The 21546-nt window shown below is 46.3% G+C and carries 20 protein-coding genes; 15 read left to right on the top strand and 5 right to left on the bottom strand.

The window, feature by feature from the left end; all coding sequences use genetic code 11:
• The first annotated feature begins 110 nt into the window (after positions 1-110).
• Together QFZ48_RS04815 and QFZ48_RS04810 are read left to right on the top strand one after the other, a co-directional pair.
• The gene (locus QFZ48_RS04815) at positions 111-2489 is read left to right on the top strand and encodes a penicillin-binding protein 1A (protein ID WP_429045334.1); all 2379 of its coding nucleotides are present in this window, start codon (positions 111-113) and stop codon (positions 2487-2489) included.
• A gap of 252 nt (positions 2490-2741) precedes the next feature.
• On the top strand, positions 2742-3902 hold the full coding sequence (locus QFZ48_RS04810; protein ID WP_429045336.1) for a thioredoxin family protein: 1161 nt from the start codon (positions 2742-2744) through the stop codon (positions 3900-3902).
• 74 nt (positions 3903-3976) lie between these two features.
• On the opposite strand, the gene sucC is transcribed toward QFZ48_RS04810, so the two are convergent.
• A complete protein-coding gene (gene sucC, locus QFZ48_RS04805) occupies positions 3977-5188 on the bottom strand; it encodes an ADP-forming succinate--CoA ligase subunit beta (protein WP_079469042.1) in 1212 nt (403 codons plus the stop codon).
• A 127-nt stretch (positions 5189-5315) separates the two neighbouring features.
• Here sucC and QFZ48_RS04800 point away from each other — a divergent pair, with 127 nt between their 5' ends.
• The 6 genes from QFZ48_RS04800 (at position 5316) to QFZ48_RS04775 (ending at position 10694) form a co-directional block, all read left to right on the top strand.
• Entirely contained in the window at positions 5316-6137 is an 822-nt protein-coding gene (locus QFZ48_RS04800; RefSeq protein WP_429061344.1) for a purine-nucleoside phosphorylase, read from the top strand.
• 73 nt (positions 6138-6210) lie between these two features.
• Complete coding sequence (locus QFZ48_RS04795; protein WP_429045339.1) at positions 6211-8130, top strand: putative porin; 1920 nt, start codon at positions 6211-6213, stop codon at positions 8128-8130.
• A gap of 80 nt (positions 8131-8210) precedes the next feature.
• Complete coding sequence (locus QFZ48_RS04790) at positions 8211-8600, top strand: HYC_CC_PP family protein (RefSeq protein ID WP_429061342.1); 390 nt, start codon at positions 8211-8213, stop codon at positions 8598-8600.
• A 94-nt stretch (positions 8601-8694) separates the two neighbouring features.
• On the top strand, positions 8695-9240 hold the full coding sequence (locus QFZ48_RS04785; protein ID WP_429061340.1) for a heavy-metal-associated domain-containing protein: 546 nt from the start codon (positions 8695-8697) through the stop codon (positions 9238-9240).
• Between the two features lie 14 nt (positions 9241-9254).
• Positions 9255-10118 carry a hypothetical protein gene (locus QFZ48_RS04780; RefSeq protein ID WP_429045345.1) on the top strand — a complete coding sequence of 288 codons (864 nt, stop codon included), beginning with the start codon at positions 9255-9257 and terminating at the stop codon, positions 10116-10118.
• A gap of 3 nt (positions 10119-10121) precedes the next feature.
• The gene (locus QFZ48_RS04775) at positions 10122-10694 is read left to right on the top strand and encodes a helix-turn-helix domain-containing protein (protein WP_429045346.1); all 573 of its coding nucleotides are present in this window, start codon (positions 10122-10124) and stop codon (positions 10692-10694) included.
• A gap of 530 nt (positions 10695-11224) precedes the next feature.
• Here the strand turns inward: QFZ48_RS04775 and QFZ48_RS04770 are convergent.
• On the bottom strand, positions 11225-11650 hold the full coding sequence (locus QFZ48_RS04770) for an ORF6N domain-containing protein (RefSeq protein WP_429061338.1): 426 nt from the start codon (positions 11648-11650) through the stop codon (positions 11225-11227).
• Positions 11651-11983: 333 nt separating this feature from the next.
• On the opposite strand from QFZ48_RS04770, the gene QFZ48_RS04765 reads away from it, so the two are divergent.
• Positions 11984-13609 (top strand): L,D-transpeptidase family protein, encoded by a 1626-nt coding sequence (locus QFZ48_RS04765; RefSeq protein WP_429061336.1) that lies wholly within the window; start codon positions 11984-11986, stop codon positions 13607-13609.
• Positions 13610-13680: 71 nt separating this feature from the next.
• Here the strand turns inward: QFZ48_RS04765 and QFZ48_RS04760 are convergent, their stop codons facing one another.
• Positions 13681-14910: an NADP-dependent isocitrate dehydrogenase gene (locus QFZ48_RS04760; protein WP_370909678.1), complete on the bottom strand. Its 1230-nt coding sequence runs from the start codon at positions 14908-14910 to the stop codon at positions 13681-13683.
• A gap of 380 nt (positions 14911-15290) precedes the next feature.
• Positions 15291-16562: an NADP-dependent isocitrate dehydrogenase gene (gene icd / locus QFZ48_RS04755; protein ID WP_370909679.1), complete on the bottom strand. Its 1272-nt coding sequence runs from the start codon at positions 16560-16562 to the stop codon at positions 15291-15293.
• 188 nt (positions 16563-16750) lie between these two features.
• On the opposite strand from icd, the gene QFZ48_RS04750 reads away from it, so the two are divergent.
• The 6 genes from QFZ48_RS04750 (at position 16751) to QFZ48_RS04725 (ending at position 21137) form a co-directional block, all read left to right on the top strand.
• Positions 16751-17356 (top strand): SGNH/GDSL hydrolase family protein, encoded by a 606-nt coding sequence (locus tag QFZ48_RS04750; protein WP_429045352.1) that lies wholly within the window; start codon positions 16751-16753, stop codon positions 17354-17356.
• A gap of 43 nt (positions 17357-17399) precedes the next feature.
• Positions 17400-18068 (top strand): FAD-binding oxidoreductase, encoded by a 669-nt coding sequence (locus QFZ48_RS04745; protein WP_429045353.1) that lies wholly within the window; start codon positions 17400-17402, stop codon positions 18066-18068.
• A 117-nt stretch (positions 18069-18185) separates the two neighbouring features.
• Positions 18186-18920 carry a LiaF transmembrane domain-containing protein gene (locus tag QFZ48_RS04740; protein ID WP_429061334.1) on the top strand — a complete coding sequence of 245 codons (735 nt, stop codon included), beginning with the start codon at positions 18186-18188 and terminating at the stop codon, positions 18918-18920.
• Positions 18921-18983: 63 nt separating this feature from the next.
• The gene (locus tag QFZ48_RS04735; RefSeq protein WP_079469030.1) at positions 18984-19337 is read left to right on the top strand and encodes a DUF4288 domain-containing protein; all 354 of its coding nucleotides are present in this window, start codon (positions 18984-18986) and stop codon (positions 19335-19337) included.
• Between the two features lie 29 nt (positions 19338-19366).
• Positions 19367-20419, top strand: coding sequence for a sensor histidine kinase (locus tag QFZ48_RS04730; protein WP_429045357.1), 1053 nt, complete (start codon positions 19367-19369; stop codon positions 20417-20419).
• Positions 20397-21137: a LytR/AlgR family response regulator transcription factor gene (locus QFZ48_RS04725; RefSeq protein WP_429045359.1), complete on the top strand. Its 741-nt coding sequence runs from the start codon at positions 20397-20399 to the stop codon at positions 21135-21137. The genes QFZ48_RS04730 and QFZ48_RS04725 overlap by 23 nt, the downstream gene beginning before the upstream one ends.
• An 18-nt stretch (positions 21138-21155) precedes the next feature.
• On the opposite strand, the gene QFZ48_RS04720 is transcribed toward QFZ48_RS04725, so the two are convergent.
• Complete coding sequence (locus QFZ48_RS04720; RefSeq protein ID WP_429061332.1) at positions 21156-21545, bottom strand: thioesterase family protein; 390 nt, start codon at positions 21543-21545, stop codon at positions 21156-21158.
• Between the last annotated feature and the right edge of the window lies 1 nt (position 21546).

The raw sequence follows: 21546 nt of genomic DNA, 5'->3' as shown, positions 1-21546 counted from the left end.
ATATAAACTTTATTGAAAAAATTATATATATAGCCAACAGATAGTGATAAATTGTCTTTCATATAAAGAAATCGGGCAAAATCTGGCCATAAAACAAATTAAATAAGCGCATGAAAAAATCGGTGAAAATATTGTGGCGGGTGGCTTTTGGTATCTTAGCATTAATTGTTCTCTTAGTTTTACTCATTAACTTCCGGATCATCGGCAGCATGCCGTCGATGGAAGAACTGGAAAATCCGCGGGCAGCACTGGCCGCAGAGGTAATTGCCGACGACGGTACCATTCTCGGTAAGTACTACCAGGTGGATCGTTCCAGCAGCGACTATAATGAGATCTCCAAAAACGTGATCAACGCGCTGATAGCAACAGAAGAAACCCGTTTTTATGATAACTCCGGTATCGACCCCAAAGGCACACTGGCTATCCCTTTTTACCTGCTCATCGGTAAAAAACGTGGTTCCAGTACCATTACCCAGCAGCTGGCTCTGAACCTGCAAACGGATAATCTGGGAAAACAACGCTCCGGTAACCCGATTGGCAGGGCGTTTCAGAAAGTGCAGGAGTGGATCATTGCCGTAAAACTGGAAAGGAACTTCACCAAACAGGAAATCCTTACCCTCTACCTGAACACCGTTGCCTTCGGCGATAACGTATATGGTATTGAAAACGGGGCCAGAACATTCTTCAGCAAAGATGCCGGCCATTTATCTATCGAAGAAGCTGCTATCCTTGTGGGAATGCTTAAAGGCAACACCCTGTATAACCCGCGCCGGAACCCGCAAAATGCCCTCCAGCGCCGTAACACCGTGATCAGCAATATGCAGGAAGCCGGCTTTATTACGCCAGCGGAGGCCGCATCCGCGAAAAGCAAACCGATTGTACTACACTATAATAAAATTGATCACAACAAAGGACTGGCTCCTTATTTCAGGGAAGTGCTGCGCGATGAACTGAAGAGCTGGTGCAAAGTGCATAAGAAAGCCGACGGATCAGAGTATAACCTCTACCGCGATGGACTCAAAATATATACGACCATCAACCCGAGAATGCAGTTGTATGCAGAAGAAGCGGTGGCCAAGCACCTTGCGGTGCTGCAAAAATCACTCTCTGCACAAAACGATATCAAAACTGGCAATGTTTGGAAGAAATGGCCCAAATTCCTGGATCAGTACATGAAGGAATCTGACAGGTATAAATCCATGAAAGAGGACGAAGCAGACGATTCTACCATTGCCAGGGCATTCAATACGCCGGTACGCATGAAGGTATTTGGCTGGAGAAGTTCTACCGAACCAGACCTGAATGAAATAGATACCACCATGACCCCGCTGGATTCCATTAAATATATGCGTGCCATTTTACAGGCAGGCTTTATGGCAATGGACCCTGAAAGTGGTGAAGTAAAGGCCTGGGTAGGCGGACCGGATTTCCGCTACTTCAAAAATGATCACGTGGCAAAAACACGCCGCCAGGTGGGTTCTACATTTAAACCCTTCCTGTACTGCTTCGCCATTATGAATGGCATGTCGCCAAATACTATTTTGCCAAACGAACCGATTACCATCAACGGCTGGACGCCGCATAATTCGGAAGGCAGCACCGGTGGCAGCATTACGATGGCGGGCGCACTGGCAAAATCACTGAACCTGGTGGCCGCCTACCTGATCAAACAGATAGGGGCCAAGCCGTTCGCTGATTTCGCTAAAAATAAAGTAGGCTTTACCAGCGATATCCCTGCGTACCCGGCCATTGCGTTGGGCGCCGTGGAGCTGTCGCTGTATGAACTCCTGCAAGGGTACACCATGTTCCCCGCCAGAGGTATTAATACCAAACCTATTTACATCACCCGCATAGAAGACAGGAATGGTAACATCCTGGAAACCTTCGCGCCGGTGAAACGCGAGGTGATCAGCGAAAGGGAATCTTATACCATGGTGAAAATGATGGAAGGCGTGGTAGCACCAGGTGGTACCGGCGCCCGTGTCCGTTCCCGCTTTAACATTCAGGGTGAAATAGCCGGTAAAACCGGTACCACCAACGATAACACCGATGGTTGGTTCATGGGCTATACGCCTAAAATACTGGCCGGCGCATGGGTAGGTTGCGAAAACAACTTTATCCACTTCAGCACCACCGCCATTGGTCAGGGCGCCAATACCGGCTTACCCATCTGGGCGTATTTCATGCAGAAAGTGTATGCCGATCCAACCCTGAAAGTAAGCTCCAACGATCATTTCCCGGTACCGCCCAATATGAGCGAAGACGATATTTACATGAATTACGATTCCAATGTAAAACCGGGCGCTGAATCTGAAAACGTAGGCAACGGTTCCGCCGACGATTACGGCTCCGGCGATGCCAGCGATTACGCCACCCCTGGCGCCGACAGCCAGGAACCCGCGCCCGCAAAGCCAAAAGAAGAACACAAAGACAATAAAGAAAACAAGCCGAAAGCTACCATGCCGCCCGCGCCCAAAAAAGGCGAGTGAGCGAAGGTTGTCTTTCTCGCTGATTACGCTGATTATACTGATTCAGGAGATTTGATCACTTTTGATTTTAAAAGATTTGAGGAGATATAAGTGGATGTATTCGCTTATATCTCCTCAAATCTTTTAAAATCCTTTATAAAATCCAAAAAGCAAAATCAAGCAAATCATTATAATCAGTGTAATCAGCGAGAAAGACAAAATCCGCACTTATTTATTAGCTTCGCCCCACCAAACCATTAAAAAAACAGTACAATGAAAAATGCAATCAAAGCACTGCTGCTGGCAGGCCTGTTGCCATTGGCATCGGCTGCGCAGGACAGCACCCAGTTTATCAAGGGAAGCTGGAAAGAACTCACCGCCAAAGCAAAAAAGGAACACAAACCCATTTTCATCGACACGTATTTTGAAGGATGCCATGCCTGTAAAGACATGGAAGTAAAAGTATTTCCACGACCGGAAGTAAAGAAGTACATGAACGAGCACTTCATTTGCACCGGTTATGATGTATTTAAAGAGGAGTTTGGGAAGGAACTCTGCGCCAAGTACTTCATGACCGGATTTCCTACTTACCTGATCATTTCCGGGGAAGGAAAGCTGATCAATACCGGTATGGGTTACCAGGAACCACCGCAGTTCCTGCAATTCCTGGAAAATAATATTGCCAGATATAAAGCGGGTGAGTACCTGGGCGGTTTTGGCAACAGCCTGAAAACCGATGACCCGGAATTTTATCGAACCTTCTTTTTTGCAAAGGACAGGAAGTATCCGGATAGCGCCGTGGTAAAGGAATACCTGTTAAAACAAAAAGACCTGTTTAAGGAATCCGTATTCAAGGTAATGCTGGTATGCCGCAACCTGCCAGCTAACTACAGGGAGTTCTATATAAAAAACAGGACTGCTTACCAGGATCGTTTTGGCGTGGAGCTGAATAAGAACATATTAAACGGCCTGCTCAGGCAGGACCTGGCTGCCCTGCCCAAACAACTGGATACGATGGCATTTGAGGCATTCCTGGCAAAACAGCAGCAGGTATACAGTGCGGCCGACTGGCACGAAATAGAGATGTACTACGCAGAAAATTATCTTTTTAAAACCTGCAAAAACGCAAAGGCATTCCTGGAGTTTGCCATCGCCCATAAGGATCTGAACGATAACCGGGTGCGTTACATGCGCTTTTATATGGCGGGGGAGCTGGAAAAACAACCGGAACTGAAAGATTTGTATGTGCGTTGGGCGGCGCCGGCTCTTACAGAAAACTCCAGCCTGGAAGCCATCTCCATGATGGCGTATATGTGCCGGGAAGGGTATAAGGAGCAGGCAAAGAAATACTTCACCTGGGCGGTATCCAAAGCTACTGCTATGGGACAGCCGGCAGACAATTACAGAAAAGAACTGGAAAAGCTGGGAAGCTGATCTCCGGGAGATAACATAAAAAAAGGAGCACAGATGACCTGTGCTCCTTTTTTTATATCTTCTGACAATTATTATCAGCTAACGGCTTTATTTACCAGCGCAGCTGCTTCGCTGAGCAGGATGGCTGACTGTACTTTCAGACCGCTTTCTTCGATCAGTACTTTTGCTTCAGCAGCATTGGTGCCCTGTAAACGTACAATGATAGGCACGGTGATGTTGCCGATAGATTTGTAAGCATCAATAACACCCTGGGCAACCCTGTCGCAACGAACAATACCACCAAAGATATTGATCAGGATAGCTTTTACCTTAGGATCTTTCAGGATGATACGGAAACCTGCTTCCACGGTTTGTGCGTTGGCGGTACCACCTACGTCCAGGAAGTTAGCCGGTTCACCGCCGCTCAGTTTGATCATGTCCATAGTAGCCATGGCCAAACCGGCGCCATTTACCATACAGCCTACGTTACCGTCCAGTTTCACGAAGTTCAGGTTGTATTTGCTGGCTTCTACTTCGGTAGGATCTTCTTCAGAAATATCACGCAGGGCTTCCAGATCCGGATGACGCATCAGGGAGTTGTCGTCCAGGTTTACTTTGGCATCCACGGCAATGATCTTCTCATCACTGGTTTTGAACAGCGGGTTAATTTCCAGCATGCTGCAATCCAGTCCTACGTATGCGTTATAGAGGTTGGTTACAAATTTCACCATGTTTTTGAACGCTTCGCCGCTCAAACCGAAGTTGAAAGCGATGTTACGCGCCTGGAACGGCTGCAGGGTCATATTTGGTTTTACCCACTCTTTGTATATTTTTTCAGGAGTGCTGTGTGCTACCTCTTCGATATCCATACCACCTTCAGTGGAATACATGATAACGTTCTGGCTTTTAGCACGGTCCAGCAGGATGGACAGGTAGAATTCCTTTACAGGGTTAGCGCCCGGATAATAAACATCCTGTGCTACCAGTACTTTATTTACCAGTTTACCAGCATCGCCGGTTTGAATGGTAACCAGGGTGCCTCCCAGGATATTTCCTGCTATATTTTTAATATCTTCTGCATTTTTTCCTACTGCCACACCTCTCTGTTCCGTACCACGGATCTTACCTTTTCCACGTCCGCCCGCATGAATCTGGGCTTTTACAACGGCAAATTCATTACCAAATTGCACTTTCAGCTGCTTGTATGCTTCCGCAGCCGCTTCAGGGGTATCCACCGGGATACCTTCCTGTACCGGTACATTATATTTTTTCAACAGTTCTTTAGCCTGGTACTCGTGTAAGTTCATCGGAATAAAATTTGCCGCTAAAATAGGTCATTATGATTTAAATATAAAACTGCAGTCATTTGTGAATTAAAAAATAACTTTGCGCGGGTTTGTTTTTTAAATCCGGCTTTTTTTAATGTATAAACAGATGAGTGAATTAACAGCAAAGATCACGGCAGCGGGGGAGTATATCAGCAAATTCTGGCAAAACAAGCCAGTGGCGGGCATTATCCTGGGCAGCGGCCTGGGTAACCTGACAGGGGAAATTGAGGATAGCATTGAAATTCCATACAGCGACATACCCCATTTCCCCGAATCTACGGTGGAAGGGCATTCCGGCAAATTGATCCTCGGATTCATGCAGGGGAAGCCGGTAGTGGCTATGGCAGGGCGTTTTCACTTTTATGAAGGATTTTCCATGCAGCAGGTAACTTTTCCTGTGCGGGTCATGAAGGCCCTGGGAATCCATACTTTATTTATTTCCAACGCCGCCGGGGGGATGAACCCATCTTTCCTGGTAGGCGATCTGATGATCATCCGGGATCATATCAACTTGCAGCCGGAACACCCGCTGCGGGGCAAAAATGAGGACACGCTGGGTCCACGTTTCCCGGATATGAGTGAACCCTATGCCAGAACACTGATCGATGCAGCGAATAAAATTGCTGCGGCCAACAATATATCTTTACATAGCGGCGTATATGTAGGCGTTCAGGGGCCTACCTTTGAAACACGGGCAGAGTACAAATATATGCACATCATCGGCGGCGATGCCGTTGGGATGAGTACCGTACCCGAAGTAATTGTAGCGGCACATGCCGGTTTGAAAGTATTTGCCATGAGTGTGATCACCGATATCGGTATCCGTGAAGAAGAAAATGTGATCACCCACGAAGAAGTACTGGCAGCTGCAAAAGCAGCAGAACCTAAGCTTACGCTGATATTTAGTGAATTAATCCGGCAACTATAAACGCTTTTGTTACTTTCGGATGAGGCAAATTTTCATTTTCATAGCCCTGCTGTTATTGTGCGGGAATCAATTAATGGCCCAGTTTAACTCGGGACGCATCAACAATATGGGCGGTGGCGGCGGCGGCACCAGCAAAATGCAGCGGGATACAGGGAAACATGAACACGAGCCGGATACGCTGACATTAACCTACCGTATCCTCGGTGAACCCACCGATTATAAGCTCGACTCCTCCGTGGCCGATTTTCAGACCAATTATCTGAAAGTACCTTCCTCGTACACCACGCTCGGTAACACCGGCAGCGCAGCTTATAACATGATTTATACACCACGCATGAAACCCGGTTTTGACGCCGGCTTTCACGCGTACGACGTATATTCCAATTCCCATAAGGATGCCCGCTTCTACTATACTACACGCCCTTACACAGAGCTGCAGTACCTGGTAGGCAGCAAACAGGAACAGATTATCGGGCTTTCCCATACCCAAAACCGGACGGAGCGCTTCAACTTTGCATTCGACTACCGCAAAATAAACGCCCCCGGCTATTTTCGCTCGCAAAATACCAATCACGATATCTACCGCTTTACGGCCCGGTACCAGAGCAAAAATAAACGCGCCCATACCTACCTGAGCTTTTACTTTAATAAGATCAACGGCGGGGAGAACGGAGGGATCAGGAACGATTCCTTCATGAACATCAGCACTTACAAACAACGCAAAACTATCCCGGTAAACCTGGGTAATGATGCGTCAACAACATATGCTTTCTTTGGAGGCAGCATACCGGTGAAATCCAACTACCGCGAAACAGGGTTCCTGATCCAGCAGCAGTACGACTGGGGCCGCGGCGACAGTATCCACGTAAACGATACCACCGATTATTATAAGTATGATCCGATATTCCGTGTACAATACACGTTCAATTATCAGAGTAACAACTACGAATTCCTGGATAGCAGCCCTGATACCGCTTTTTATTCCGGTCACTATAACTTTTTACCTGGCGATACGGTAGCATCCAAGCACCAGTGGAAAATGATTTCCAACGACCTGTCGCTGATCCAGTTCCCTGTACTCGGTAACCAGGGACACTTTATTAACATTGGCGCTCGTTTCGAAAGTCTCACCGGTACCTTCCTGGACGCAGATATTAATTTTACCAACCTGGCCGTGCATGGAGAATACCGCAATAAAACGCGCAACCAGAAATGGGATTTCTCTGCAAGAGGTGAGTTTTATGTAGTAGGACAGAATATCGGGGATTATGGTTTTTATGGAATGTTAAGGAGACATATTAACGACTTCCTTGGGGATGTCCGCCTGTCGGTCAGCAACGTAAATAAGGAACCCTCTTACGTCTTCAAATATTTTAACAGTACAAATGATGCCTGGTATAATACGGGCCTGTCGAAGGAAAATATTACCCAGCTGCAGTTTGCCACCGAAAACAAAAAGCTGAATTACAGCCTGGCGGCCAATTATTTCTTGTTTACCAATTACACCTATTTTAAAGATTATTATCACAGCGAACAGTATAACTCGCTGTTTAACCTGTTACAAATAACGTTTAGCAAGAAGTTTAACATCAAGCCGTTTGCCTGGTATGTAGATATCGCCTTCCAGCAGCTGCATGGCAACGGCCCGTTGAACGTGCCCACTTTCTGGACCCGTAACCGGTTTGCCTTCGAAAAAAGACTGTATACAAACCTGAACCTCATGACAGGGATCGAACTGCGCTATAACACCGGTTATTATGCAGATGACTATTCCCCGCTCACCGGTCAGTTTATTTACCAGAATGCCACCAAGATCAGCAACGCTTTGCCGGATATTGCAGCATTCGCCAACTTCCGGATCAAATCCTTCTCCGCATATGTGCGTGCAGAAAACCTGAATACTTTCCTGGGTGATAACAATTATGCGGGACCATTATACCCGTATAATAACTTCGCCTTCAGGTTGGGGCTCAGATGGTGGTTTATTAACTAGCTATTACATATAACTATATGATGACCGGTATTGTGGCGACGCAATCCCGGTCATTTTTTTTCTTATCTTTGTAATTCATCATGAAGCAATTTTTCGCCATATTATTTGCAGTACTGTATATCACGCTCACCAGCGGGTTTGCAGTAAACGTGCATTATTGCATGGGCAAACTGGCCTCTGTAGATCTGCAGGAAGCTCCGGCTGACCACTGTGGAAAATGCGGAAAGCCTTCAAAAGGCATGGATTGCTGTAAAGATGAGTTTAAGTTCTGTAAGGTTACTGAATCGCACCAGGCCGCCAAAGCGCTGCAAGCCGGTTTCAGCCCTGCCACAGATATGAAGCTGCCCGTAAGGATTTTACCTGTTTCCGCTTTGCCGGCGCAGGAACTATTTTTCGTGAGCCGCCCCCACGATCCGCCAGACATTCCGTCTGCGCCTATTTTCCTCCGCAATTGTACTTTCCTGATCTGATGCAGTTTTTAATGTAGTGTTGGTTGCTGTAAGACAGCACCGCTATTGCTTTGACTGTTATTCATCTTATTATTCAATTTTATTTCATCAGATCATGAAAATAGTATCCATTATATTGCTCGCACTGGGCATATCTTTCGGCGCAAACGCGCAATTTAAAAAAGCCAGCGTACACGCCACCGGCCTTACCTGCGCTATGTGTTCAAAAGCTACATATGAGGCCCTGGAATCACTTCCTTTTGTTGATAAAATAGATACCGACCTCGATAACACCACTTTCATTCTTACCTTCAAAACCGGTGCACCGGTGAGCATTGATGCCATTAAAGGTAAAGTGGAAGATGCCGGTTTTTCTGTAGGTAAGTTGGTGATGACTGCTAATTTCGATGCTGTAAGCGTGCAAAACGATACGCACGTGGCATTTTCCGGCAGCACCCTCCATTTTATGGATGTAAAGAACCAGGTATTATCCGGGGATAAGGACATCACCGTAATTGACAAAGACTTTATTTCTTCCAAACAATTTAAAAAATTCAGTACTGAAACCACTATGCCCTGTTATAAAACAGGTATGATGGGCGACTGCTGTAAGACTGATGGCGCTGCTGCTTCCAAAAGAATTTATCACGTCACCATTTAATAGCTGGCCGGTATATGAAAAGAATTTTAATAATAGCCACGATCATCATGGCGGGTAACAGCATAGCAGCTGCCCAGGAATTGTATGTAAATACAGAACCGGCGAGCAATATGCCCGCCAACTCACTGGGGATCAGGCTCACCAATAAATTTTTCAACATGAAGCATTCGGGCGATAACGGAATGCGCTTTGAGCCGGAAGTAATGTGGGGCGCTAATAAAAAGCTCATGCTGCATGTGCTGGGATATGCGTCCAATATGATGCAGAACTCTGTAAAACTCGAAGGTGGTGGTGTATACGCCAAATACCGTTTCCTGTCGCTGGACCAGCAGCACGCGCATTTCCGCATGGCTGCCTATGTAAGAGGCGCCGTGATCAACAATCCATATTACCCGGAAATGCCCGACGGCTCACATGCCATGCGACCGTACGACAATAAGGAACTGGATCTGGAAGGAGCTACTTCGGGTGTAAACGGGGGGATTATTGCTACACAACTGTTACATAAACTGGCGTTGTCCACAACGTTGGGCTACTCCCGTTATATGAACAATGTGAAGGATGAAATCCCGGACGACTTCTCCCGGAGTTCCGTAAATTATAGTCTCTCTGCAGGGTACCTGGTTTTGCCGGTGAAGTATAAAAGCTTCCAGCAAACCAATTTAAACCTTTACGTGGAACTGTTGGGCAAAACCAATACAGACGCGGTGGGCAGAGGTTCCTATCTGGACATAGCGCCCGCAGTGCAGTTTATTTTTAACAGCACCACCAGGCTGGACTTGTCTTACCGCACCCAGTTAACCGGAGATATGGCTAGGAATACCTCCAACTCTTTTTTAATCAGGGTGGAGCATAACATTTTTAATATCAAAAAGTAACCGATGGCAACAACAGATCTGTTTATAAAGAATATGGTTTGTCCGCGCTGCATCAAAGTGGTTACTACCACCATTGCCGCGCAGCAACTGGACGTTGAGGATATACAACTGGGCAAGGTAACCGTTGCAGGTAATGTTTCAGAGAAACAGCTGCAGCAGTTGTCCGAAGCGCTTCAGCAGGAAGGATTTTTACTGATAGATGATAAAAAACAGCAGCTGATTGCCGGCATAAAAAGTATTATTGTACAGGCGGTGCATCATTCAGAGCTGGATGAAATGAAAGAAAACTTTTCCACCTTACTGGCAGGAAAGTTGCAGAAGGACTATCACTATCTGAGCAATCTTTTCTCTGAAACGGAAGGCACTACCATTGAACAGTATATTATTCAGCAGAAAATAGAACGGGTAAAAGAGTTGCTGGTATACAATGAATTAAGCTTAAGTGAAATTAGTTACAAGCTGGGATACAGCAGCGTGGCCCATCTTTCAGCACAGTTCAAAAAAGTAACGGGTCTCACGCCAAGTAAATTCAAACAATTGAAAGCGCCTGAGCGTATACCATTAGATAAGATATAGAAGTTAGTTGTTTTAGTTTTAGTTTAAAGAGAAGCTGCTGCACATCGTGGCTTCTCTTTTTAAAAAATCCGGACATGAAGAAAGTTGTTATAAGCATATTGAAATTTGTTCAGTCGCTTTTTGTGAAGAAGGATTGTTGCAGATAGATAGCAGGGAGAATGATTTTTAAAGCCGCAGATGTAGTGTCTGCGGCTTTTGTATTTTGGCGCGTTGTTATTTCGCAGATGCCTCAGCCATGCTTCAGACATGCGTATGTTATGGGGAATCCATGGACTCTTCATGCACTCCTCATGGACTCCTGATGCACTCCCCATGCACTCCCAATACACTATGTCCCGTTTCAGATGGCGAATAAATGATATGTGTGTTGTCTGCGTAGGTAAATTAAAGCGGGCATTATGATTTACTGGTAGCGAATGCAAGCAAAATAAAAGGGAGGATAAAGCAAAGTCAGCTAAATATACTAGTAGGATACCAACTCGGTCGCTTTTTGTGAAGCAGGATTGTTGCAGAAAGGGTTTTGTGGGAGACTATCCTCCTGCTTCATCATGCCGTTTAAAGCCAATCATATTACGCGGCTGCTGGGGTGGACTCAGTAATTCCCTGAGATATTCAAAGATCAGTTGTATGTCAGCATCGTGGCTACCGGGCTTCTTTTCCAGTTGCTCCAGCTTCAATAAAATATCTTTGTGCGTAGACAACATTTCCCGCATTTTTACGAAGATTTCAATAATACGGATGCTCACCTGTATAGCCCTTTCGCTGCGTAATACATTTGCCAGCATTAACACACCATGTTCAGTAAAAACATATGGAAGATAGCCACCAAGGTGCTTTTTGGATGGTATCGCATTTTGCGATACCATGCTTTCCACTTCCTCCTGTCCCTTGATATAATAGATTTTACTGATTAATACCTCATCATGTAAAACCATTTCTTTTCTTTCTTTACTCATGATTAAAATATAAGATTATAGTGTAAAACTTTGATCCGGATTACCATTTCCGGTAAAAGTTGGTTTTCTCACTTTATGCAAAAGAATCCAGCAAACCCTTCAACGTCATATTCCTCACTGCAATTTTTTATGTAACATGCTTCATGATTCATAGTTGTAAACCGGAAAACATTCATTTTCTATAGTGGCAGCCGTAGTAGAAGGCTAACTGTTTCCATTTCCCGTTCTCCAAAAATTTTCAGCACAGTATTTGTAAATTCCTATCTTTACCATAGCGATTTACTGCAGATGAAGAACAAAATTTTTATTATCAGTTTGTTATGCGGATCTGGAATGTGCTTGTTGTTAGCCTGTGTAAATAAAAAAAAGCATACCGCCCCCAAACAAAAACAGATTGTAGCAAACATCAAACAATTGGATGAAGTGATCACGGAGAGTATCACCGAACGATTGTCGGCCCTGAAAGATAATGATGGCGAACTGGAAGACAGTTTGCAATCTTTCCGTGCATCAGCTATACAGGATTTTTACGGAGCCGATAAACCGTCCAGCCAATGGTCAAAGAACGGGATTACCAATCCCGCAGCCGATTCCATGCTGTATATGATCCAGCACGCGGAAGACGTGGGGCTGTTGCCTGCGCAATATCATGAGCCCGCGCTAACAGCTGCCTGGGAACAGATTACCAACGATGCTACCGCAAAAAAAGATGCCGCCCTGTGGGCAAAAGTCGATGTGCTGATGACAGACGCCTTCATGAAAATGGCGTCCGATCTCCGCTACGGCGTTGCTCCGCGTGACAGCATCACCCTTAAAAAGGATTCAGCGTTTACCGACGAACAACTGATCACACAATTGCGGCAGGCATTGAACGAAAAAAATGTAGCAAACATCCTGCATTCACTGGAGCCTACGCATGAAGGGTATATCGCCCTGAAAGAAGGGATCCAGTCTTTCAAAGCCAAATACGAAAACTATCACTGGGATACCTTACCGCTCAATTATACCGACACGCTTGGGTTCCGGCAACTGGTGATCAACCGGCTGGTACAAAGCGGCCATCTCGATACCACGGGCCGGGAGCTGGATTCAGCCTTACTGAAAACCGGTGTAAAAACTTTCCAGAAAGAATTTAATATTTATGCCGATGGCGTAGCAGGAAAGAGAACAGTGATGGCAATGAACCGCTCTATGCACGACTGGATCATGCAGGCCGCTGTAAACCTCGACCGATGGCGTAAGCTGCCGGATACATTGCCGTCCCGGTATATCATGGTAAACTTGCCCGGCTACAATCTGAAGGTAGTGGATAGTGGGGAAGTGGTGCTGGAATCGCGCGTAATTGTGGGTACACCCCGTACCCGCACGCCGTTGCTCAATTCCTATATGACCAACTTCATGATGTTCCCTTACTGGCGGGTACCTTACAGTATTGTATTTAAGGAAATGCTGCCGGCTATTAAAAAGAATGTCGGCTATCTTGCGGCTAAGAACCTGGAAGTAATAGATAGAGATGGCAATGCAGTAGATCCTTATACCATCGACTGGTCGAAACTCGGTAAAGGGCATTTTCCTTATGTGTTACGCCAGATGGATGGAATAGATAATTCACTGGGCATCATGAAATTTAACTTCAGGAATAAGTACAGCGTATACCTGCATGATACCAATAACCGCGGACTGTTTAAAAATTCCATGCGCGCCATGAGTCATGGTTGTGTGCGGGTGCAGCAATGGGATAGCCTGGCGCAGTACCTGGTGCGGGCGGATAGCTTACGGCATGTTGGAGACAGTGTTCGCGTATGGCTGGCGAGGGAGGAAAAGAAACAGGTAGATCTGCCTAAACATATTCCTATTTACCTGCGGTATTTTACTGCAGAAGGACAAAATGGTAATCTTGTTTTTTACGATGATATTTATGGAGAAGATAAAATATTAAGAAAGAGGATGAAGTTGTAAGCAACCCATCTGGTTAAAATAAAAAAGCAGCGGATACTTTATCCGCTGCTTTTTTTATTGTCTTTATGAACTTACGCCAGTTTCGCTTTCAGCGCAGTATCCAGTGCTTCCAGGAATTCTTCTGTATACAGGTAGTGTTTACCATGTTCTACTTTGTTACCGTGGATACAAACAGCCAGATCTTTGGTCATTTTACCACTTTCAACGGTTTCAATACAAACCTGTTCCAGTGCCTGGCAGAATTTGATCAGTTGCTCGTTGTTGTCCAGTTTACCACGGAATTCCAGACCGCGGGTCCATGCAAAGATGGAAGCGATGGGATTGGTGGAGGTAGGTTTACCTGCCTGGTGATCGCGGTAGTGACGGGTTACAGTACCATGTGCGGCTTCTGCTTCCATTGTTTTACCATCGGGGGTAATGAGGGTAGAAGTCATCAGGCCGAGAGAGCCAAAGCCTTGTGCAACGGTATCAGATTGTACGTCGCCATCGTAGTTTTTACAGGCCCATACAAAGTTACCATGCCATTTCAGTGCGCTGGCCACCATGTCATCGATTAAACGATGTTCATAAGTTAAGCCGTTTGCCTGGAATTCAGCTTTAAACTCCTGTTGATAGATTTCTTCGAAGATATCTTTGAAACGGCCATCATATTTTTTCAGGATGGTGTTCTTGGTGCTCAGGTATAAAGGCCATTTTTTCATCAGTGCCTGGTTGAAACATGCACGGGCAAAGCCTTTGATAGATTCGTCGGTGTTATACATGGCTAATGCAACGCCATCGCCTTTGAAGTTGTATACTTCGTGTTCGATCACTTCGCCATTTTCGCCTTCAAACTTAATAGTAAGTTTACCCTTTCCTTTTGTAACGAAATCGGTAGCGCGGTACTGATCACCGAAAGCATGACGACCAATACAGATCGGGGCAGTCCAGTTAGGCACCAGGCGGGGAACATTGCTCATTACAATTGGTTCACGGAATACAGTGCCATCCAGGATATTACGGATGGTGCCGTTGGGGGACTTCCACATCTGCTTCAGGTTGAACTCCTTTACGCGATCTTCATCGGGCGTAATGGTAGCGCATTTGATACCTACGCCTACTTCCCTGATAGCATTGGCGGCATCAATGGTAACCTGGTCGTTGGTAGCATCGCGGTGCTCCATGCCAAGGTCGTAATATTTAATTTCAACATCCAGGTATGGAAGTATCAGTTTATCCTTGATGAATTTCCAGATGATTCGTGTCATTTCATCACCATCCAGTTCAACTACCGGATTAGCAACTTTAATTTTTTCTGCCATTTCGGGTTTTTTAAAATTAAATTAAAAGCATTTCACAACAATTATTCAAGCGAGTCCCAATTGGGATAATCACGAAAAATACGAATAGCTGTGAAAAAAACAAAATTTCGCGAATTTTGTCTTTTTCAGGATTACGCTGATCTTACTGATTACCCGGATTTGATCATTTTAGATTTAAAATGATTTGGGGAGATATAAGCGGATATATCCGTTTACATCTCCCCAAAAAAAATATCACTTATATTTTCTCGGAATTATTTTAAATCCACTCGCTGATATCTCCTCAAATCATTTTAAATCTAAAATGATCAAATCCCTAAATCAGTAAAATCAGCGTAATCAGCGGGAAAGACAAAATTCGCGAAAGACAAAATTCGCGCTTAATGCAGCATCTGCTTGATCACTTCATCCGCAAATTCGCTGGTTTTCACCAGGGTGGCATCGTCCATCAGGTTGTAGAAGTCGATGGTAACACGTTTGCGCATGATGGCGGTGCTGAGGCCGTGAACAATGATTTCAGCCGCTTCTTTCCAGCCCATGTATTCCAGCATCATTACGCCGCTCAGGATCACGGAGGATGGGTTCATGGTGTTGGTGTTGGCGAAGCGGGGTGCAGTACCGTGTGTGGCTTCAAATACAGCATAGCCGGTCAGGTAGTTGATGTTGGCGCCTGGGGCAATACCAATACCGCCTACCGCAGCGGCCAGTGCATCAGAAATGTAGTCGCCGTTCAGGTTCAGTGTGGCTACTACAGAATAATCCTGTGGTGCCAGCAGGATCTGTTGCAGGAAGTTATCCGCAATTACATCCTTGATCAGCAGCTTTCCTTTTGCCAGGGCTACTTTCAGTTCTTTGTTGGCTTCTTCTTCGCCAAGGTCTTTCTTGGTTTTTTCCCAATGTTCCCAGGTATATACTTTATCACCGAATTCTCTTTCTGCCAGTGCATAGCCCCAGTTTTTGAAACCACCTTCGGTGAATTTCATGATGTTGCCTTTGTGCACCAGGGTGAGCGACGGACGTTTGTGCTCCAGCGCATAGCTGATAGCGGCGCGTACCAGTCTTTCCGTACCTTCAATAGATACCGGTTTAATACCCAGGGAAGAGGTTTCCGGGAACCGGATCTTTTTAACGCCCATTTCATTTTGCAGGAAATCGAGCAGTTTCTTTGCTTCAGGCGTACCCGTCATATATTCAATGCCGGCATAGATGTCTTCCGTATTTTCGCGGAAAATCACCATGTCCACTTTCTCCGGGTGTTTCACCGGGGAAGGTACTTTGTTGAACCAGCGTACAGGCCTTACACAGGCGTAGAGGTCGAGCTCCTGGCGCATGGCAACGTTCAGGGAGCGGATGCCACCGCCAACGGGAGTAGACAGGGGACCTTTGATAGATACCAGGTATTCTTTCAGCGCATCCAGTGTAGCCTTTGGCAGCCATTCACCTGTTTGCTGGAAGGCTTTCTCACCTGCCAGTACTTCTTTCCATTCAATTTTCCTGTCACCGCCATAAGCCTTTTCTACAGCTGCGTCGAATACACGTACACTGGCTCTCCAGATGTCCGGACCTATTCCGTCGCCTTCTATAAATGGAATGATGGGGTGTGCAGGGACCTGTAACAGGCCATTGTTCATCGATATTTTTTCTGCCGGCATAAAACGGTTTCTTATGCGTTACGTAATTGTTGTAATCGCGGGCAAAGGTAAGGCTTTTCCGTTTACGCAGGGGGAACATTTACCCTTTATTCCCCAAATTTAACACCTACATATAACTTTTTGCTTATGTTAGGATTAATGTTATTTTGCTGGTCATTTTTCGCAGCAACAAAATCTTACATACCATCATGATTCCTGTTACGTACCTCGCCCTCGGCGATAGTTATACTATAGGTGAACAAGTTTCCCCCTCCGAACGTTTTCCTGTGCAGGCGGCCGCTTTGTTGCGGGAACAAGGCTTTGACGTATCAGATCCGCAGATCATCGCCACCACCGGGTGGACCACCGACGAACTGGAAGCCGGCATTGCCGCAGCACATATAAGTAAAACCTACGATATAGTAACACTGTTGATAGGTGTAAATAACCAATACCGTGGCCGTTCCGTGGAAGAGTATGAAACAGCATTTACCGCCCTTTTGCAAAAGGCCATCGTTTTTGCCGGCAACAATCCTTCACATGTGGTAGTGCTGTCTATTCCCGACTGGGGCGTAACGCCATTTGCCACCGGCCGCGACCGGGAACTGATCCGCCGGGAAATTGATGCGTATAACGCGGTCAATAAAGCCATTGCGGAAGAGTGGCTGGTGCCTTACCTGGATATCACGCACTTTACCAGGGAAGCCGCTCAGGATCCCGAACTGCTGGCAGGCGACGGATTGCACCCTTCCGGAAAGGACTACAGCCGCTGGGCCAAAGCCCTGCTGCCTTTGTTGCTACAAGCGTTGCACTGAGAAAAAAAATATCCTACATTCATCTTAAAGAAAACCTGAACCAATGGAAAGCCATATTGTAAAAATCCTGGCCGTTACCCCCGTAACACACAACGTCCGTCAATTCACCGTGGAAAAGCCCGCCGGATATACCTTTGTACCCGGTCAGGCTACAGAAGTAGCCGTTAATAAACCCGGATGGGAAGAAGAAAGACGCCCCTTTACCTTTACCAGTCTCACCGAATGGGATCACCTGGAATTCACGATCAAGAGCTACGACGACCATAACAGCGTTACCCGCGAACTCGGGCACCTGAAAGCCGGCGATCAACTTATCCTGCACGATGTATGGGGGACCATTCAGTATAAAGGAGAAGGCACCTTCATCGCCGGCGGCGCAGGCGTTACCCCTTTCATCGCCATCCTGCGTGACCTGCAGCACAAAGGCCAACTGGGCAGCAACCAGCTGATCTGCTCTAATAAAACCCTGTCGGATATTATTCTGAAAGATGAATTTGAAGCCATGCTGAGCAACCGCTTTATTAATACGCTGACAGCACAGGAAGTGCCGGGCTACGACCACCACACCATCGATGAAAGCTACCTGAAAGAGAAGATCAGTGATTTCAACCAACATTTCTATATCTGTGGCCCCGATCCTATGGTACAGCAGTTGAAAGCCATCCTGGTAAAACTGGCCGGAAACGATGCCCTGGTAACGGTAGAAATATAGCCCGCCGTTTTCACCGGCGATTTCCTGCTTTTTACCGGTAAGGGTACTTTATTAGCCTAAACCCTGTTTCCAATAACAGTGCGCCGTTCTACATTTGTATCATAAATAGTAAAACAAATGAAAAACGAGGATATCGAAGCATCAAAAAGAAAAGGCCGCTTTATAGGCGGTGCAGTTTTCATCATCGTTGGTGCCTGCCTGTTATTGCAACGCCTGGATCTTAATCTGCCCCACTGGCTGTTCTCCTGGCAAATGATCCTGATCGCTATCGGTATCGTTGTAGGGGCAAAACATAAATTCAGGTTCGGGGGATGGATTGTGATGGTCCTGGTAGGCGGAATTTTCATGGCAAACGAAATACTCGAGCTGCCATACGCCACCGCCCAGTTTATATGGCCGGTAGTGCTGATCCTGGTAGGTGTGGTGCTGATCTTTAAAAAGAGTTATCACGGTACGGGCTGGACATTCAAAAAACACGCCTTCGGCTCCAGCCAGGAATTTGCCAGTGGCGAGGATACGCTGAGTGCCAACGCTATCTTTGGCAGTGTGAATAAAATGGTGATGTCTAAAAACTTTAAAGGAGGCGATGTAAGCGCTGTCTTTGGAGGCGCCGTTATCAACTTCATGAATGCAGATATCAATGGCACCGCTGTGATGGATGTTTCAGCCGTTTTCGGTGGTTGTGAAATCATTGTGCCGGCCCACTGGAAAGTTCAGGTGGATATTGATGTTGTGCTCGGCGGGGTGGAAGACAAACGTCACACCGGCATGATGTCTAACGGATCCATTGAGAAACTGCTGGTCCTGAAAGGATCCTGCGTATTCGGTGGTGTAGAAATAAAAAGTTACTGATCATAAAACATCCATATCTCTCAACCTGTATTCTATCTTCTCCAACTTTTAAATTTTAATTTTATGCATTGGTTTGTTGCGAAAGTTGTATACCAGATCATCTGCGGTGAAGGCAATCATACCCCGCAATTTGATGAACAATTAAGATTAATCAGCGCTGTTACCAAGAAAGACGCCTGCGATAAAGCCCGCGAAATTGGTATGCAGGAACAATATGCTTTTAAAAATCAACAACAGGAACTGGTACAATGGAAGTTCATCAACGTACCGGAAGTATATACCCTGGATCAGCTGACAGACGGCATGGAACTGTACTCCCGCATTGAAGAACCGGGAGACCCCAATTCCTACATCGCCTGGTTGCAGATGAAATCTGCCCAGTTACAGGGACAACAATACTTTGAGCTTAACGTATAACTGATAAATCACCTTCTTTGGTAAAACAAATGATTAAAGGTAACGCCTGGTGGGCTTTCCTCGCATCCTTCGCCATCTGGATGTTCCTTTATGGCGGGCTGCTGTGGTACTGGTTCGACCTTCCCATCTGGCTATCGGCCACAGACAGTGCAGTGCACGTTATACTCCTGGGGGCCGCCGGTATTGTAATAAGCCATAACGTGGCTTACTACCGCCCGGCAGACGGCACCATGAAGTTTGGCTACGTAGCTATAGTAAGCTTTGCCCTGTCTGTTTTGTGGGTATGCCTGAGCCGCTGGATACTGGTATCCGCATTTCCCGCTGATCCGCTGTATCTCAATTGGCTGAACAACGCCATCCCCGTTCACGCCATCGTAGGGTGCATGCTGATTGCAGGTATCGGCTTCAGAAGCCAGATGTGGTACGATGCGGAAGAACAACAGGAATACCGCCAGCGCCAGGAAGCTACGGAAAAGATAGTGAGAGAAGCAGAGCTCTTTAAACTGCGGCAGCAACTGCAGCCGCATTTCCTGTTTAACAGCCTCAACTCCATCAACGCACTCATCATGCTGCGGCCAAAAGAAGCTCGCGAGATGGTATTGAAGCTCTCCGATTTTTTAAGAGGGTCATTGAAGCGCGAGGATGATCAATGGATCACACTAGCCGACGAACTAAACTATTTGCAGCTGTACCTGGATATAGAGAAAGTGCGTTTCGGGCATCGTTTAACCACCAACGTTATCCCTTACGAAGAAGCGGATAAAATGATGATGCCGCCAATGCTGCTGCAGCCCGTAGTAGAAAATGCAATTAAATTCGGACTATACGATACCACCGGTGATATCACCATCAGCATAAGGTCATGGTTGCAGGATAACATGTTGTATATCGCCATACAAAATCCGTTCGACAACGAACTGCAACAGCCAAACAAAGGAACCGGTTTCGGCTTAACTTCCATACAACGCAGGCTGTACCTGCTGTTTGCACGGCAAGACCTGCTGGAAACCACCGCCATTGACAATATTTTTACTACCATTATTAAAGTACCACAATCGCATGATAAAAGCAGTATTAATTGATGATGAACCATTGGCCCGTGAAGTGGTGAAGGAATACCTGTTAAGCTTCCCGCAAATAGAAGTGGTGCAGGAATGCAATGATGGGTTTGAAGGACTAAAGGCCATACAACAGCATCAGCCGGATATCATCTTCCTGGATATACAGATGCCAAAGATCACCGGTTTTGAAATGCTGGAACTCGTGGAAAATATGCCCGCAGTGATCTTTACCACGGCCTTTGAAGAACATGCCATCAGGGCCTTTGAAGTACATGCGGTCGACTATCTGCTGAAACCTTTTTCCAGCGATCGCTTTGATAAGGCCGTACAAAAATGGCTGGATCATTTTCAAACACCCGCCGCCACCAACACAGAAGCCCTGCTGGAAACCGCCGCCACCACCCCTTTGCAAAGCAACCGCGTGGTAATAAAGATTAACGGTAAAATTAAAATTATCCCGGTACAGGATATCCACTACCTGGAAGCAGCAGACGACTACGTAAAAATAGTAACTCAGGAAGGCAGCTTCCTGAAAAATAAAACCATGTCGTTCTTCGAAAAAATGCTGGACCCGCAACAATTCACACGGGTACACCGCTCTTACATACTCAACGTAAACCAGGTAACCCGTATAGACCCCTACGAAAAAGAAAACCACCTGGCCATTCTCCGCAGTGGCGCGAGGGTATTGGTGAGCAAAACCGGTTACCCGCGACTGAAGGCGGCGCTGGGATTGTAGCGGGAAAGACAAAACTCGCTACAATCCAGCAAACAACCGATCCAGCTTTGCTTTGGGAAGAATTTTCTGCACCTGTATGCCTGTAGCAATCACGCGGCCATTGCAAACGGCCTCGTAGCTGCAGGTGATTTCGTGGTGTTGTATTTCAGTGATCACTGCGGTGAAGTCCACCTGGCTGCCGGCTAAAGCGGGGGAGAGGTGTTCCACGGTAAGGCGGGTGCCAATGCCTTCTTCTTGTGCTTCCTTCATTTCCATCACAAACAGGCGGCAACACCATTCTGCATCCCGCGCCAGTGCGAAGGTGGCATATACGGGATGAACCTGGCCGCTGTCAAAAGAGGCACAGTCTTCCTGCCGCACGGTGCGGCTGAAATGTTTGGTATCACCGGGTTTGAATAACGGAAGCATA

It is taken from the genome of Chitinophaga sp. W2I13, from assembly GCF_050434005.1.
GTDB lineage: Bacteria > Bacteroidota > Bacteroidia > Chitinophagales > Chitinophagaceae > Chitinophaga.
This window is presented reverse-complemented; position numbering and strand designations above follow the sequence as displayed.